Genomic DNA, 15,125 nt, shown 5'->3' on the forward strand with positions numbered 1-15,125 from the left:
CGGAGGGGAGGGGCGGCGTGGCGATGACGGCCGCGGTGGCGGTGCGCGCGGGCGCGGCGGCCGAGGTGGTGGAGCTGGAGCGGCGCGAGCGCCCCCGGCCCGGCCCCGGCGAGGCCGTGGTCCGGATGACGGCGGCCACGATCAACCCCTCCGACCTGGTGACCGTCGCGGGCGCCTACCCCTCGCGGACGGTGTTCCCGTTCGTCCCGGGCTTCGAGGGCGTCGGCGTGGTCGAGGAGACCGGCGGCGGCGTGCCCGAGGAGCTGGCCGGCACGCGGGTGCTGCCCATCGGCTCGGCCGGGGCCTGGCAGCAGGCCAAGCGCGTGGCGGCGCGCTGGTGCGTGCCGGTGCCCGACGACATCGCCGACCGCGCGGCCTGCTTCGCCTACGTCAACCCGCTGACGGCCCTGGCCATGGCGGACCGGTTCGTCGGGCCGCGCACCCGGGCGGCGGTGGTCACGGCCGCGTCGTCGGCGATCGCCGGGCACCTGGCCGAACTGCTCGCCCTGCGCGGCGTGCCCGCCGTCGGGCTCACCCGCGGCACCCCCGGGCGCGCCGTCGCCGACCCCCGGCTGTGGGCGGGCCTGGTGCGGACGGGCGCCCCGGGGTGGGAGCGCGACCTGGCGGCGCTGCTGCCGGCCGGCGGCGCCGACGTCGTCTTCGACTGCGTGGGCGGCCCCCAGGGCGCCGCGCTGCTGCGCGCGCTGGCCCCCCACGGGCGGCTGGTGCAGTACGGGCTGCTGTCGGGCCGGCCCATCCCACCCGGCGGCGACGGCGCGGCCGACCGCCGGATCGTGCCCTTCCACCTGCGCCGCCTGGTCCACGACGCGCCCCGGGCGGAGTTGTTCGCCCTGTTCGACCGCGCCTTCGCGCACCTGCGGGCGGGCCGGCTGGCCACGCGCGTGGGCGCCGAGCATCCGCTCGCCGACATCCGCTCCGCCCTGCGGCGGCCGCCGCAGGGCGGCGGCAAGCCGCTGATCCTGCTGTGACCCGCCCGGCCCGGCCCGCCCCGCCGCCCCCGCCTCCGCCGCCGGCCGGTCACACCAGGGCCGCGCCGACCAGGGGAGCGGCCAGCAGGCACCCCCACCCGATGACGTGCTCGGGCCAGGTGCCGGTGGCGAAGCGCACCCGCCGCGGCAGGCCGACCATCGCCCACCGGCGGCCGCCCACCTGCACCGGCCAGGCCAGCGGCACCGCCGAGCGGGTGAGCGCGTCGCCCAGCACACCGGTCGCCATGCCCGCGCCGACCACCGCGCCCACCCATGCGCCCGGCGAGGCGCCCGCGTAGAGCAGCAGGGCCGTGCCCGCGCCCGAGGCGGCGGTCACCACCGGCCACCGCGTGAGGGTGCGGCGCAGGCGGCCCAGCCCACGGGGCACCAGCAGCCGGGCCGGGCCGCGCGGGCGCCGGCGCGGCAGCACCTGGGCCAGGCCGAGCACGCCCAGCCCGATGGTGAACCACAGCACCCCCGCCAGCACCCAGGCGCTCAGCGCCGCACCCGCCCCCATCGCGAGCCCGACCGCCAGCGCGGCGGCGGGGGTGTGCCACAGGAACCGGTGCGCACCGTCGGCCGGGGCGTCGGCGGGGGTCAGGGTGCGGTAGTAGACCTCGCGCGAGGCCCACCGCGCCCCCCGCGACAGCCACCCGGTGAGGGGGCCGTGGGCGCGGGCGGCGGTGGAGCCGGGGTGGTCGAGGTCGGGCAGCAGCGCCGAGCCGGCGCCGATCGCGGCGCCGGCGGCGACCTCCAGCGGGCCGACGGCCATGAACGGGGACACGGCGCCGGTGGCCAGCACGCCGGCCAAGAGGCCGGTGGCGGCGTGGGCGGGGGCCATCATCGCGGTACTCCAAGCGGGGGGTTGGGGGAGCCGCCCGGGGCGGGGCTGCCCGGTGCGCCGTCACGGCCCGCGACGCCATCATCGCCTGAGGTGCCGACACTCCGGCCGCCCGGTGCGCACCCGGTGGCCGGATCAGGCCAGGCGGGTGTGCGGCGGCCCCGGAGTGGGCAATGCGGGGGAACTCCCACGCCAGGCGCGGGGGGCTCACCGGCCCCATCGCGGACGATGTTCCCTAAAGCCCGGTAACACCGCCGAAACGGGTCCTCACGGGTGCGCCGCGACCGTAGAGTCGGTGGCCAAAAGGACGCGTGACACGAGAGGCCCCCCGCCTGATGACCGACGCTTCAGTTCCGCAGGGAATCGACACGAGCCGTCCCACCGTCGCCCGCGCCTATGACGCGCTCCTGGGCGGCAAGGACAACTTCCAGCTCGACCGCGACCTCGCCACCCGGGTCGAGGAGATCAACCCCGGCACCACGGTGCTGGCGCACGAGAACCGCGCCTTCCTGTCGCGCGCCGTCACCTACGCCGCCACCGAGTTGGGCCTGCGCCAGTTCCTGGACCTCGGCTCGGGCCTGCCCACCGTGGAGAACACCCACCAGGTCGCCCAGCGGGCCGCCGCCGACGCGCGCGTGGTCTACGTCGACATCGACCCGATGGTGCTGGCCCACGCCCGCGCGCTGCTGGAGGAGAACGACCACACCGCCGTCATCACCGCCGACCTGCGCGAGGTGGATCGGGTGATGTCCGACGACGCCACCCGCCGCCTCATCCGCCCCGAGGAGCCGGTGTGCCTGATGCTGGTCTCGCTCCTGCACTGCATCCCCGACCACGACAACCCCTTCGACCTCGTGCGCCGCTACCTGGAGCCGTTCCCCTCGGGGTCGGCGCTGGTCTACTCCCACCTGTGCTCCGACCGCCGCGAGCGGGCCGACGACTTCACCTCCGGCGTGCTGGCCTCGGGCGCGCCGTGGGGGCGGGTGCGCTCGCCCGAGGAGTGTGAGGCGGCCGTGGCGGGGCTGCGGGTGGTGTCCCCGGCCGAGGACGGCTCCTACCCCGAGGTGCTGGTCGACTGCGACACCTGGCGGCGCCCGGAGGCCGCCCCCGTCGAGCGCCCGGCCGACAAGCCGATCTGGGAGCACGCGGCCGTCGCCGTGAAGCCCTAGCACCGGGGGAGACTTCGCCGGGCGCGCGGCCTGGCGGAACACCACCACGGCACCGAGGGCGAACGCCGCCGGCACGTGCACCTCGGTGCCCCCGCGCGCCTCGCGGAACGGCACGGCGTTGCGCCGCAGGAGCGCCGCCGCCGCGTCGAGGTCGCCGACCTCGACCCCGTAGGCGGCGAACGCCGCGCCTTCACCCTGATCACCGTGGCCGAGCGCCACCGAGGGCAGGCCCGCCGCGGTGGCCAGGACCAGCCGCGAACCGCCGAGCCCGAAGACGCGCACGCCGCCGCCGCCCTGGGGATCCCGGCCGAGGTAGGCGGCGTAGCGGGCCGCGTAGCGGTCGAGCGCGCCGTCGGGGACGCGCAGGACCGATTCGGCGAGCGCCACCGCGCCGTTGGGGTGGCCGGGTGCGGCCGCCGCCGGGTCCGCCGGCGCCGGCTCGGCGACCGCCAGGCGCCCCTCGGGGGTCCGCCCCGGCGCGTCGTCCAACTCCAGGTAGCCCACGTCCACCGGGCTTTCGCCCTCCCCCTCCGCGGCAGGCCGCCGCAGGCGGTGCACCCCGCTGTGCCCGATGCCCGCCGCCGTGAACCGCGCCGCCGCCGCGTCGGCGTCGGGGGCGGAGAACGCGAGGATGTGCAGCCCCTCGAAGCGCTCCAGGGCGGCGCGCAGCCGGGCGGCGGTCCGCTCGGCGCTGCGGGCCAGCCCCTCGCGGGCCTGGGGCGGGACGTTCAGCGGGTGCAGGCGCACGCCGCCCGACCGCTCCCCGGGATCCAGGACCGCAACGAGTTCCACGAACCCGCGCGCGAACACGGCGCGGGTGTTGCCCGCGCCCAGGGGGCGGAGCGGACCGCCCTCGGGCGCCGGCAGGGCGGGGAACGCGGCGGGCGGCAGCCGGAACCCCAGCCGCAGGTACACGGCGCCGGCCGCCGCGATGTCGCGCACCACGTGGCCCACGTGGTGCAGCCCCGTGATCACCGGGCCGGGGGAGGGGAGGGCGGGCATGGCGGCTCCTTGATGGGGGGTGAACGTCCAAGGGAATGTGAGACTCGATATCAAGTGCGATCACACTACTATATGAGTGTCCGGTCTTGTTTTCGGTGCGAGGCAGACCCGGGCCGCTACGCTGGGACCCTCCCGCCGCGCGTCCCGCCCGGCCGCGCGGCCTCCCCATGGCCCCAGTGCCCCACCTCACCCCGCGGAACGCGCCCATGACACCCAGCTCCGAGCACCCCGCGCCCGCTCCCGGGCTGCGGGAGCGAAAGAAGGCCAAGACCAGGACCGAGATCCAGCGGCAGGCGCTGCGGCTGTTCCGCGAGCAGGGCTACCACGCCACCACCGTCGAGCAGATCGCCGAGGCCGCCGAGGTCGCGCCCAGCACGGTGTTCCGCTACTTCGCCACCAAGGAGGAACTGGCGGCGCTCGATGACCACTACACGCTGCGCCCGCTGATCGAGCGCGCCTTCGCCCGCCAGCCCGCGCACCTCTCCGCCGTGGAGGCCCTGCGGGGGACGCTGCGCGAGGTCTTCGCCGAACTGCCCCCGGACGAGCGCGCCGGCCGCCGCGACCGCGACGCCGGACTGGTCCTGGTGCCCGAGCTGTGGTCGGCCAACGCCGGCCTGCTCGCCACCGGCCTGGAGGTCCTGGCCGGACTCGTCGCCGAGCGCACCGGGCGCACCCGCGAAGACCCGGCGATCCGGGCGCTGACCGGCGCCGTGCTGGGGATCGCCGTCACGGTCTTCCTGCGCTGGGCGCGCGAACCCGGCCGCGACCCGGTGGCCGACCTGGACGACGCGCTCGCGCACCTGGCGGCCGGGGCGGCGCTGTAGGGGCCGGCCCGCCGCGCGGCGCCGCCGCCGGGGGCGCCGGTGTTGCGAGGACCGCCGGGGCCGTGGGGTTCAGTCCGCCCAGGACCCCGCCGCCGGCTCGGTGACCGGGGCGAGCCAGACGCCGGTGAGGGCGTCGGTCACCCCCGCCGCGGCCCGCTGCCAGGAGTCGCGCGGGGTGTGCTCGCCCTGCGCCAGGGCGCGCTCGCGCTCGGCCATGGTGTGCACGATGAGCAGGCGCGCCATCTCCTGGCGCTCGGCGCGGACCTCGGCCGGCAGGTCGGGCAGGCACCGGCGCAGTTCCTCGCCCACGCGCACGATCGCGGGGGAGGCCATCGCCTCGGCCGCCACGGCCTCGCGGCCGGCGGGGTCGCTCACCGCCTGCGCGCTGAAGCGGGCGTACCAGCTAGGGATCCCCAGGTCGGCCAGGTGCCGGGCCAGCGGCTCGACCGTGCAGGCGACCCAGTCGCGCACCCCGGGGGAGCGCTCGGCCGCCAGCACCCGCCGCACCATGGCGCCCCGGATCCGCTCGATCTCCCCGGCGTGGCGGCGCACGATCGCGCGGACCAGGCCGGCCTTGGAGCCGAAGTGGTAGCTGACCGCCGTGTTGTTGCCCTGGCCCGCCTCCTGGCTGATCTGGCGGTTGGAGACCTGGGCCAGGCCGTGCTCGGCGAACAGCCGCTCGGCGGCGTCCAGGAGAGTCTCCCGGGTCGCCGCGACCCGGTCCGTCCGCGTCATCCGCCCGCTCATAGGGGCCACCGTACCGACACCCGCCCGGCGCGCGGCGCGCCCCCGCGCCGCTCCCCGCCCGGCCGGGCGCCGGTCACCGGGGGACGGGGGCCTCCTCCGCGCCGCCGGGCGGGGCGGTGCCGGTGTAGGCGCAGTCGATGTCGATTTCCGCGCGCGCGGCTCCGCGCGTGGTGATGGTCGTGCAGGCGCGCCCGTGGGCGTCGGTGAACGCCACCACCGAGGCGCGGTCCGCGTCGGACTCCGGATCGGGGTCGGGCGGCGGCCGCCGGGTCCGCTCGCCCGGCTCCACGCCCTCGGGCGGGTAGTCGCAGTCGATCCGGGTCTCGTCCACCTCGCCGGAGCCCAGGGTGGAGGCGACGATCGTGCAGGCGCGCCCGTGGGCGTCGGTGGTGGTCAGCAGCTCCTCCCACCCCCAGTCGCGGCCGGGGTCGGGCTCGGGCAGCGGCCGCCGGTCCTGGCGCACCGGCTCGCGGCCCCGCGGCGGGGCCTCGCAGTCGATGCCGGCGTCGGTCTCGTCGCCCCGGTCGGTGTACTCGTCGGGGCTGTCGGGGGACACGACCACCAGCACGGTGCAGGCCGTGCCGCCGGCGCCGGTGAAGCTCACGATGTCGGCGGTCTCGGTCGGCACGTGGCCGCAGCCGGCGGCCGCCAGCGCCACGCCCGCGAACAGGAGTGCCGGCCGCGCCGGGCTGAAGGGAACGCGCATGTCTCCCGCCTTCGGGTCGTGGGTCATCCGGGCAGGGGCGTCTCGACGGGCCGCTCGGGCGGTTCCCGGTCGGTGTACTCGCAGGTGATGTCGATCTCCGTGGAGGCCCCGCCGTCGGCCGTGGAGGTCGTGCAGGTGCGGCCGTGGGTGTCGGCGAAGGTCGCGATCGCCACGCGGTTCCAGTCGGAACGGGTGCCGGGGTCGGGCGGCGGCTGCTGCGTGGGGGAGCCGGGCTGGACGCCCTCGGGCGGGTAGTCGCAGTCGATGCTGGTCTCGTCGACCCCGCCGACCAGCACGGTGGCCACCAGGGTGCAGGCGCGCCCGTGGGCGTCGGTGGTGGTGACCAGTTCGGCCCCCCGCTGGTCCACCGACAGGGCGGGGACGTCGATGGGCAGGACCCGCCGGTCCTCGGGGACGGGCTCGCGGTCGGCCGGCGGGACCTCGCAGTCGGCGCTGCCCTCGATCTCGTCGTCGCCGCCGAAGGCGCCGCCCCGGCTGACGACCAGCGCGGTGCAGGCCGCGCCGCGGGGATCGGCGAAGCTGACGATGTCCACCGCTCCCGACGCCGCGCCGCACCCGGAGGCCGCCAGTGCCACGGCCGCGAGGAGAAGGGCAGACCGGACCCGAAATCGCGCTGTCCTGGACGGAACGGGCATGACTCCCGCCTTTCGTGCCGGTCGCGATGTTCGATGCCCGAAAACGCGGCGGAGTTCCGTGCCGCGCCGCCCGACATAGTCCCACGGCCGCCGTTCCCGCGCGCGGGAACGGGCATATCGGAGTTCGGGAACGGCCGATTCCGGACGCCGTTCGGACGTCAGTCGAAGTAGACCTCGACGACGTACACGGTGAACCCGAAAACGGCCGCCGCGAGTAGTCCGACGACCAGTTGCAGCACCATCCGCGAGGCGGTGAGGCGCAGGGGCGAGGGATCGGCGGCGGCCCGGGGGCGGACCTCGGCGGGGCGCGGCGGGTCCTCGCCGCCGTCCGCCGACCGGTAGGCGGTGTTCAACCGCTCCGCGAAGTCGCGCAGCCCCTCCAGCGCCGCCCGGCCCTGCTCACCGGCCAGCCAGTCCAGGCCCTCCTGCTCCCGCGCGCGCTCGCCCACCCGCCGCTTCATCACTTCGGCCTCGGTGCGCAGCGCCTTGACGCTGCCCTGCAACTCCGCGCGCTCCCGGTCGAGCCGGCGGACGGTGTCCTCGGCCTCCTCCCGCTGGACGCGCGCCTTCTCCAGTTCGGCGGCGAGCAGCCGGTCCTCGCGGGTGTTCAGCATCTCCACGGCGACGTGGGCGCCCAGGAGCAGCAGGCCGACGGCGACCATCCAGCCGCGCTGGAACCAGGCCGACCCCTCAAGGGTGCCGATGAAGTCGCCGGAGAGGCCGAGCATCGCCGCCATACCGAGAATTCCGGTGCGGATGCCCACGCGGTAGCGGACGAGGTACCGGATGACCGCTCCCTATTCTCGTGGGGCGCCGCGCGACGCGGTGCGGCGCGCGCCGGCCGCGATTACCGAGGCCGCGAGCCTACCATTCCCCTTTCCCGGCGGACGGCAATGGTTCCGCGCTATTCCCGCGGTTCTCACGCGCCGTTCACCCACGTTCGACAATGGCCGCCCAAACGCTTCGGGCACGCGCGGGCCGCCGTTCCCGCGCGGGCGGCGCTCACCGCGCCTGCTCCAGGTAGACCCCGTCCGCGAACCAGCGCAGCGCCGCCCGCAGCCGCCGCGCGTCCGCGCCGCCGCCCGCGCCGACCTCGGCCGCCCGGCACACGGCCACACCGCCCTGGACCTCCTCGCCCTCGGGGCGCGGCGCCCCCGGGCGGGGCCAGACCACCAGCCGGGTGGCGCGCCGGTGCTCGACCAGGCTGGCCTGGGTCAGGTCGCACCAGCGCACGGTGGTCGTGCGCACGGGCGCGCGGTGGTCGAGGCCCGGGGTGGGGGTGAACGCCAGCGCGTCGCGGCCCACGACCAGCCGGGCCGACGGGCTCCGCCAGCGCAGGAACGCGCCGAGGGCACCGCCGAGCGCCGTCGCCGCCGCGCAGAACAGCAGCAGGTCCGGCCAGTTCCCCCGGAACTCCTCGCCCGCCAGCGCCTGCGCCGCCATGACGAGGACCGTCAGCACGGCCATGCCGGCGGCGGCCGCCGCCGTGCAGCCCAGGCCGCTCCCGGCCACCGCCGCCGCCCGGGCCGGGGAGAACACCGCGGAGCCGACCGGTTTGGGCGGGCCCCCGCCGCCCGGCCCGCCGCCGAAGACGACCCGCTCCACGCCGTCGGCGGGAACCTCGACCCGCCGCGCCGCGCCGGGTCCCCGGCCGCCGCCGGCCCGCACCGTCCGCGTCCCCGCCGCCACCGGGAACACCGCGCTCGCGAACGGGGGCACCGTGCCGAGCACGGCGTCGTCGCAGACGACGTCCAGGCCGGCCGGGGTGAGGTTGCCGACGGCCAATCCGGTCGGCGGGGTCGCGGCGGGGGCCGGACCGGCGGCGGCCGGATCCCGCCGCGCGGTCTCCACGAGGGTGAGCAGGCGCGTCTCCTGCCGGGTGACGGCCGCGGTGAGGTCGTCGGGCAGCCACCCCTCCCGCGCCCTCCCGCCCCCGCACGGCGCCGGCGCGGCCAGCAGCCCCAGCACCCGCTCCAGACCGGGCCGGGCGCCGGGCTCCTTGGCCAGGCACTCCGCCACCAGGCCGGCCAGCGGCGCGGGCACGCCCGACAGGTCGGGCTCCTCGCGCACGATGCGGTAGACGACGGCCTCGGCGGGGCCGGTGCCGAAGGGCGAGCGGCCGGTGGCGGCGAAGGCGAGCACGCAGCCCAGCGCGAACACGTCGCTGGGCGGGGCGACCTCCTCGCCGCGCCCCTGCTCGGGGGACATGAAACCGGCGGTGCCGATCACCGGCTGGTGGCTGGTGTAGGTGAGCGTGTCGGTCGCCCGTGCGATGCCGAAGTCGATGAGGCGGGGGCCGTCGGCGGCGAGGATGACGTTGCCGGGCTTGAGGTCGCGGTGCACCAGCCGGCAGGCGTGCACCGCGCCCAGTCCCTCGGCGAGGCCGGCCCCGAGCACGGCGACCGACGCGGCGGGCAGCGGCCCGTGGTCGGCGACGGCCTGGTGCAGGGAGGGGCCGGGGATGTAGGCGGTGGCCATCCACGGCGCGGCGGCCTCGGTGTCGGCGTCCACCACCTGGGCGGTGTAGAACCCGCCGACCCGGCGCGCCGCCCGCACCTCCTGGGCGAAGCGCCGGCGGAAGTCGGCGTCCTCGGCCAGCGCGGGCCGCACCACCTTGACCGCCACCGGCCGCCCGCCGGGGGACAGGCCCAGGTACACCAGCCCCATCCCGCCGCCGCCCAGCCGCCCGTGCAGCCGGTAGGGGCCGATCCGGGTGGGATCGCCGTCGAGGAGGGGGCTGGGCATGGCACCGTTTCCGCCGGGGGCACGCGAACGGCCCGATGATCCCAGACTCCCGCCCCGCCCGGATCCGCGTGTCCGCACCCGGCCACCGCCCGCCGATCCCGCGCCGCTCACCCGGGCCGCCCGCCCGCCCGCCGATCCCCATGCCCGCCCGCTCCGGCGGGTTCCAACCGGTCGGTAGCCGAGTTCCCGACCGCGCGGCCGGTTCCGGCCGGTGCCCGGCCGCACCCGGGCGCGGCCGGCGGCGCGCGGCGGCGGTCCAGCCCTTGACCAGGGCCGTTTGCGCGTACCGGGGGCGGGCCGGCGGCCGACGCGCCCCGGGTCGGTCCGCGCGAGAGCGGGGGCCGCCCCAGGAGTGCGCGACAATGCGTCTGGTCTGCCACGAAGCGCCCGACCCTGCCCCGGTCCGGCGCCTGACCATGCCCTGAATCCCCGGAGACCTCCGATGCCCGCTTCCGCCCCCGCCGTGCCCGCCCGCCTGCTGCGCCCCGCCGCCCTCGCGGCCGCGCTGCCCCTCGCGCTCACGGCCTGCGGCCCCGACCTGAGTTCGCTGCGCTCGGCGCCCATCCCCGACGACGCGCCCCGGGTCGCCGACGCCGACCTGCCCCCCGAGCCGGGGGAGGACGCGCCGTTCGCCGACAAGATCGAGTGGAACCTGGTGGACTCGGCCAGCCGCTTCGCCCGCGTCGCCGACCCCGACGCCGCCGCCGAGTGCCCGGAGTTCGACACGAGCGTCGACTCCGAACTGGTGTGCACGGTCGTCTTCCAAGGCGTGGAGGCCGAATGGGAGGTCACCGTCAACGGCGGCGACTACTTCGCCTCCTCGCAGATGCGGCCGCTGGGCCGCCACGTGGTGCGCGACGTCGCCGAGGACCTCGTGCGCTTCGAGATGGACACCGAGACCGTGCGCTGCGACATGGACGAGGTCCACGTCATCCCCACTGAGGGCGATGGCGAGCCGGTCACCTGCACGTGGGGGCGCGACCGCGACAGTTGGCGCACCGAGGGCCGCGAGGGCACCGTCCGCATCGAGGTTTCCACCCCTCACGCCGGCATGGGTAACGGCGAGGAGTTCTGGCTGTCCCCGGTCGAGTAGCCCGCGCGCCCGCCGGGCGGCGGCCGGCCGAGTGCCCCGCCCGGCGCGCCGCGCCCCGCGCCGCCGCCCGCCGCACCCCAGCGCCACCCCGCCGCGAAGGACCGGTGATGGACGACCGATGGACGACCTGAACGGTGACCGCGCCACCTGGCGCTTCGACGGCGAGACCGTCGCCATCCGCTACCGCGCCGGCCGGTTCGCGAACCCGGTGCTCCAGGCCCTGGGCCGGTGCGAGGTGCCCGTGGCCGCCGTCGCCGCGGTCGACTTCGACCTGTTCAGCGGCCGCAAGCGGCGCTGGGCGCTGCACCTGCGCCTGCGCGAGCGGACGGACCCCTACGCGGCGGCGGGGGCGATGCTGGCGGAGAAGGCGCAGCCCTTCCGGCTGGTCGGCCCGGCGAGCACCGAGCTGGTCGCCGAGTACCTGGCCGACCAGATCCGCTTCGCCGCCGGGCAGGCCGCCGAAACGGCCGCCCTCCCGCCGGACCTGGCGACGCGGCTGGTGCCGCCGCTGCCCTTCCACATCCAGACGGCGGAGGGCGCGGCCACCCTCGACCGGTCCGCCGTGCGGCTGCTGTGGACCGGCTGGGCGGCGGCGTCGCGCAAGCGCAAGGCCCACCGCCGCGAGATCGCGCTGGCCCACATCACCGGCGCCGAATGGGTGCCCTCCGACGGCTGGGACTACGGCCACCTGCGCCTCCTCACGACCAAGGCCGCCCGGACGCGGGTCACCCGGCCCAAGCACGACCTGGCCTGCCTGCTCAGCAACGCCGGCAAGGAGGACGCCCACGCCCTGTTGATGGCCGCCGCGATCACCGCCCACGTGTGGGCGGGGCCCCGGCCGGAGCTGACGTGACCCGGCCGCCGGGGTGTGACCCGGCCGCCGGGGTGTGACCCGGCCGCCGGGGTGTGACACGCTGCACTCAGTGCGTCGTTGCACTGAGTGCAGTGACCTCCGTACCGTGGTGGCGTGCACCAGCCCCGGTTGTCCCCTCGCTCGCCCGCGCCCGACCGGCGCGAGGCGCTGAAGTCGCGGCACCGCCGCGCCATCGTCGACGCCGCCTCGGCGCTGATGACCGAGCGCGGCGACACCGGCTTCACCGTCGACCAGCTCGCCGAGCGGGCCGACGTCTCGCGCCGCACCGTGTTCAACCACTTCAAGTCCCTGGACGACATCGTCCTGGAGGCGTTCGGCACGATGCTGGACGCGATCGTCGACGGCATCGAGGCCAACCTCGCCGCGGTGCCCGCCGAAGGCCCCCACGGCATGTTCGACGGCCTGGCCGCGGCGATCCGCCGGACCGACCTGGTCGCCCCCATCACCCGGCTCAGGCAGTTGGTCGGCCCGGAGGGCCACGAACCCGCCCCGCCCAGCCGCGCGGCGCTGTACGAGCGGGCGATCAACGACGTCGGCGCCCGCCTGGCCGCGATGATGATGCGCCGCCACCCCGGCGCCGACCCGCTCGTGGTCGACCTCATGTGCGGCGCGATCATCAGCGGCGGCGCGGTCACCGTCCAGCACTGGGAGCGGATCACCGGCGGCGTCGACAGCGCGGAGTCCCGCCGGGTCTGGGTCGAACTGCTGGACCGCATGATCGCCCTCAACCGCGACGGGTACGGCTCGGCCGGCCCCGCCTCCCCCTAAGCGCGCCGCGCGCACCCCCGCCTACCTCCCACCTCACCTACCTCATTGGCGAACTCCATGGCTGAACTTCTGTACCGACTCGGGCGCGCGTGCGCGCGCCGTGCCCGCGGTGTCATCGCGGTCTGGCTGGCGCTCCTGGCGGCGGCCGGCACCGCCTACGTCCTCTACGCGGGCGAACTGGAGGACAGCTTCTCCATCCCCGGCACCCCCACCGACGAGGTGAACCGGCTGCTGTCGGAGAAGTTCTCCGGGATGGGCGGCGGCGCGGGCATCGTCGTCTACCAGACCGAGGACGGCTCGGACTTCACCGAGGCGCAGCGGGAGGCCATCGCCCAGCGCGCCGAGGACGCCGCCGACCTCCCCGGTGTCGCCGACGCCGTGGACCCCTTCGCCACCGAGCGCGAACGCGCCGACCAGGAGCAGGAGCTGGCCGACGGCCGCGAGGAGCTGGACGCGGCGATGGAGGAGCTGGAGTCCGGCCAGGAGGAGCTGGACCAGGCCCGCGAGCAGGCAGAGGCCGCCGGGATGCTCGACCAGGCCCAGGCGCAGTTCGACGCCGAGCAGGCCGAGATCGACGAGGGCCGCGAGACCCTGGAGTCGGAGTACCGCCAACTGGAGCAGGGCGAGGCCATGATGGAGATGGCCGCCGAGATCCGCACGGTCTCCGAGGACGGCGACACCGCGCTGGTCAACGTCTCCTTCACCGAGGACCAGATGGAGGTCTCGCAGGAGACCCGCGAGGCCGTGATGGCGGCCTTCGCCGACAACCCCGTGCCCGGCACGGAGGTCGACTTCAACAGCGACCTCGCCCGGACCATGCCCACCCTGGTCAGCGCCGCCGAGATCATCGGCGTGATCGTGGCCGGCGTGGTGCTGGTGGTCATGCTCGGCACCCTGGTGGGCGCCGGCCTGCCGATCGTCACGGCCCTGGTCGGCGTCGGGATCGCCACCCTGACCGCGATGTCGCTGTCGGGCGTGGTGGAGATGGCGTCGGTGACGCCGATCCTCGGCCTGATGCTGGGGCTGGCCATCGGCATCGACTACGCGCTGTTCATCGTCAACCGGCACCGCCGCCAGCTCAAGCAGGGCGTGGCGGTCGCCGAGTCCATCGGCCTGGCCACCGGCACCGCCGGCAACGCCGTGGTCTTCGCGGGCACGACCGTGCTCATCGCGCTGCTCGGCCTCAACCTGATGGGCATCGGCTTCCTGGGGCTCATGGGCAGCATCGGCGCGCTCGCGCTGGCCGTCGCCGTGCTCGTGGCGATCACCCTGGTCCCGGCGCTGCTGTCGCTGCTGGGCCCCCGCATCCTGGCCCGCCGCGAGCGCGCCCGCCTGGCCGAGCGCGCCCCCGGCGACGCGGCGCGGGAGGAGGCCGCGGCGCCGCCGCGCCCGATGCCCACCGGACGGGCGCTGGCCCAGGCCGCCGCCGCCGTGACCGCCCTGGTCATCATCGCCCTGCCCGCGCTGGACCTGCGGCTGGGCATGCCCGACGGGTCGTCGGAGCCCACCCACTCCACCCAGTACCAGGCCCACACCGCCGTGGCGGAGAACTTCGGCGCCGGGCAGAACGGCACGCTCCTGGCCGCCGCCCGCCTCACCGGCGGGCCGACCGAGGAGGCCGCCGAGCGCAACGCCCAGCGCGAGCAGGCCGAGATCGCCGAGGAGATCTACTCCTTCGACGACGTGGCGGCGGTGGCGCCGATCGGCGTCTCCGACGACCACACCACGGCCCTCTTCCATGTCGTGCCCGTCGGCGGCCCGGCCAGCGCCTCCACCGAGGACCTGGTGCACTCCCTGCGCGACCTGGAGCCGATCGAGGGCACCGGGCCGCTGGGGGTCGCGGGCGTGGCCAGCGGCAACATCGACATCTCCGAGACGCTGAGCGCGGCGCTGCCCACCTACCTCGCGGTGGTCGTGGGGCTGTCGCTGGTGATCCTGCTGCTGGTGTTCCGGTCGGTCTTCGTGCCGGTGGTGGCCACGCTCGGGTTCATCCTGTCCTTCTTCGCCGCGCTGGGCGGTGTGGTGGCCGTCTACCAGTGGGGGTGGCTGGGCGGCCTCATCGGAATCGAGAACACCGGCCCGGTGCTGAACTTCCTGCCCACGCTGCTGGTGGGGATCCTGTTCGGCCTGGCGATGGACTACATGCTGTTCATCGGCACGGGCATGCGCGAGGCCTACGTCCACGGCGCCAACGCCCGCACGGCGGTGGTGCAGGGCTTCCGCGCGGGTCGCGCGGTGGTGACGGCGGCGGCGGTCATCATGATCTCGGTGTTCGGCGGGTTCGTGTTCTCCGAGACCGTCATGATCAGCTCGATCGGTTTCGCGCTGGCCTTCGGCGTGCTCATCGACGCGTTCGTGGTGCGCATGGTGCTGGTGCCCGCGCTGATGCACCTCGCCGGCGACGCCGCGTGGTGGCTGCCCCGCTGGCTGGACCGGCTGCTGCCCGACATCGACGTGGAGGGCGCCGCCCTGGAGTCCCGCCACCAGCACCCGGAGCCGGCCCAGACCGCGCCCACGGCCGAGGCCGACCGCGGCGGGGCGGACCGGGTGCCCTCCGAGCGGAGCTGACGCGCACCCGCACCCACACCCGCACCTAGTGCCCGGGACGGCCGCAGGCCGCCCCGGGCACCGCCGTCGGCGCCTCGCCGCCTGCCGCAGCCATCGGTCCTGCGGGCCGGTGACCGCCCGCCCGGACCACAATCGGTCATAGG

General features: G+C 76.4%; 13 protein-coding genes and 1 pseudogene. 7 read left to right on the top strand and 7 right to left on the bottom strand.

The genetic code is table 11. The annotated features are described in order from the left end of the window. The first annotated feature begins 23 nt into the window (after window positions 1-23). Complete coding sequence (locus tag LG943_RS15400) at window positions 24-989, top strand: zinc-dependent alcohol dehydrogenase family protein (RefSeq protein WP_270073010.1); 966 nt, start codon at window positions 24-26, stop codon at window positions 987-989. A gap of 49 nt (window positions 990-1,038) precedes the next feature. On the opposite strand, the gene LG943_RS15405 is transcribed toward LG943_RS15400, so the two are convergent. Next, window positions 1,039-1,833 (bottom strand): metal-dependent hydrolase, encoded by a 795-nt coding sequence (locus LG943_RS15405; protein ID WP_333486372.1) that lies wholly within the window; start codon window positions 1,831-1,833, stop codon window positions 1,039-1,041. Between the two features lie 308 nt (window positions 1,834-2,141). Between LG943_RS15405 and LG943_RS15410 the strand changes: the two genes are divergently transcribed. Beyond that, complete coding sequence (locus tag LG943_RS15410; protein ID WP_333486373.1) at window positions 2,142-2,999, top strand: SAM-dependent methyltransferase; 858 nt, start codon at window positions 2,142-2,144, stop codon at window positions 2,997-2,999. A gap of 324 nt (window positions 3,000-3,323) precedes the next feature. On the opposite strand, the pseudogene LG943_RS27775 reads toward LG943_RS15410, so the two are convergent. Next, a pseudogene (locus LG943_RS27775) lies at window positions 3,324-4,001 on the bottom strand (VOC family protein); the annotation flags it as partial. Between the two features lie 206 nt (window positions 4,002-4,207). On the opposite strand from LG943_RS27775, the gene LG943_RS15415 reads away from it, so the two are divergent. Beyond that, on the top strand, window positions 4,208-4,825 hold the full coding sequence (locus tag LG943_RS15415; RefSeq protein ID WP_270072979.1) for a TetR/AcrR family transcriptional regulator: 618 nt from the start codon (window positions 4,208-4,210) through the stop codon (window positions 4,823-4,825). Window positions 4,826-4,894: 69 nt separating this feature from the next. On the opposite strand, the gene LG943_RS15420 is transcribed toward LG943_RS15415, so the two are convergent. The 5 genes from LG943_RS15420 to LG943_RS15440 all read right to left on the bottom strand — a co-directional run bounded on the left by LG943_RS15420 (window position 4,895) and on the right by LG943_RS15440 (window position 9,679). Then, on the bottom strand, window positions 4,895-5,560 hold the full coding sequence (locus LG943_RS15420; RefSeq protein WP_270072980.1) for a TetR/AcrR family transcriptional regulator: 666 nt from the start codon (window positions 5,558-5,560) through the stop codon (window positions 4,895-4,897). Between the two features lie 85 nt (window positions 5,561-5,645). After that, complete coding sequence (locus LG943_RS15425; protein WP_270072981.1) at window positions 5,646-6,278, bottom strand: hypothetical protein; 633 nt, start codon at window positions 6,276-6,278, stop codon at window positions 5,646-5,648. A gap of 23 nt (window positions 6,279-6,301) precedes the next feature. Continuing rightward, complete coding sequence (locus tag LG943_RS15430; RefSeq protein WP_270072982.1) at window positions 6,302-6,874, bottom strand: hypothetical protein; 573 nt, start codon at window positions 6,872-6,874, stop codon at window positions 6,302-6,304. A gap of 218 nt (window positions 6,875-7,092) precedes the next feature. Then, entirely contained in the window at window positions 7,093-7,671 is a 579-nt protein-coding gene (locus tag LG943_RS15435) for a hypothetical protein (protein WP_270072983.1), read from the bottom strand. Between the two features lie 265 nt (window positions 7,672-7,936). Continuing rightward, the gene (locus tag LG943_RS15440) at window positions 7,937-9,679 is read right to left on the bottom strand and encodes a serine/threonine-protein kinase (protein ID WP_270072984.1); all 1,743 of its coding nucleotides are present in this window, start codon (window positions 9,677-9,679) and stop codon (window positions 7,937-7,939) included. Window positions 9,680-10,121: 442 nt separating this feature from the next. Here LG943_RS15440 and LG943_RS15445 point away from each other — a divergent pair, with 442 nt between their 5' ends. The 4 genes from LG943_RS15445 to LG943_RS15460 all read left to right on the top strand — a co-directional run bounded on the left by LG943_RS15445 (window position 10,122) and on the right by LG943_RS15460 (window position 14,982). Further along, window positions 10,122-10,772 carry a hypothetical protein gene (locus LG943_RS15445; protein WP_270072985.1) on the top strand — a complete coding sequence of 217 codons (651 nt, stop codon included), beginning with the start codon at window positions 10,122-10,124 and terminating at the stop codon, window positions 10,770-10,772. A 118-nt stretch (window positions 10,773-10,890) separates the two neighbouring features. Next, complete coding sequence (locus LG943_RS15450; protein WP_270072986.1) at window positions 10,891-11,625, top strand: DUF4429 domain-containing protein; 735 nt, start codon at window positions 10,891-10,893, stop codon at window positions 11,623-11,625. 114 nt (window positions 11,626-11,739) lie between these two features. Further along, window positions 11,740-12,414: a TetR/AcrR family transcriptional regulator gene (locus LG943_RS15455; RefSeq protein WP_270072987.1), complete on the top strand. Its 675-nt coding sequence runs from the start codon at window positions 11,740-11,742 to the stop codon at window positions 12,412-12,414. 57 nt (window positions 12,415-12,471) lie between these two features. After that, a complete protein-coding gene (locus tag LG943_RS15460; protein WP_270072988.1) occupies window positions 12,472-14,982 on the top strand; it encodes an MMPL family transporter in 2,511 nt (836 codons plus the stop codon). Window positions 14,983-15,125 lie beyond the last annotated feature (143 nt).

It is taken from the genome of Streptomonospora mangrovi, assembly GCF_027604915.1.
GTDB classification, from domain to species: Bacteria; Actinomycetota; Actinomycetes; order Streptosporangiales; family Streptosporangiaceae; genus Streptomonospora; species Streptomonospora mangrovi.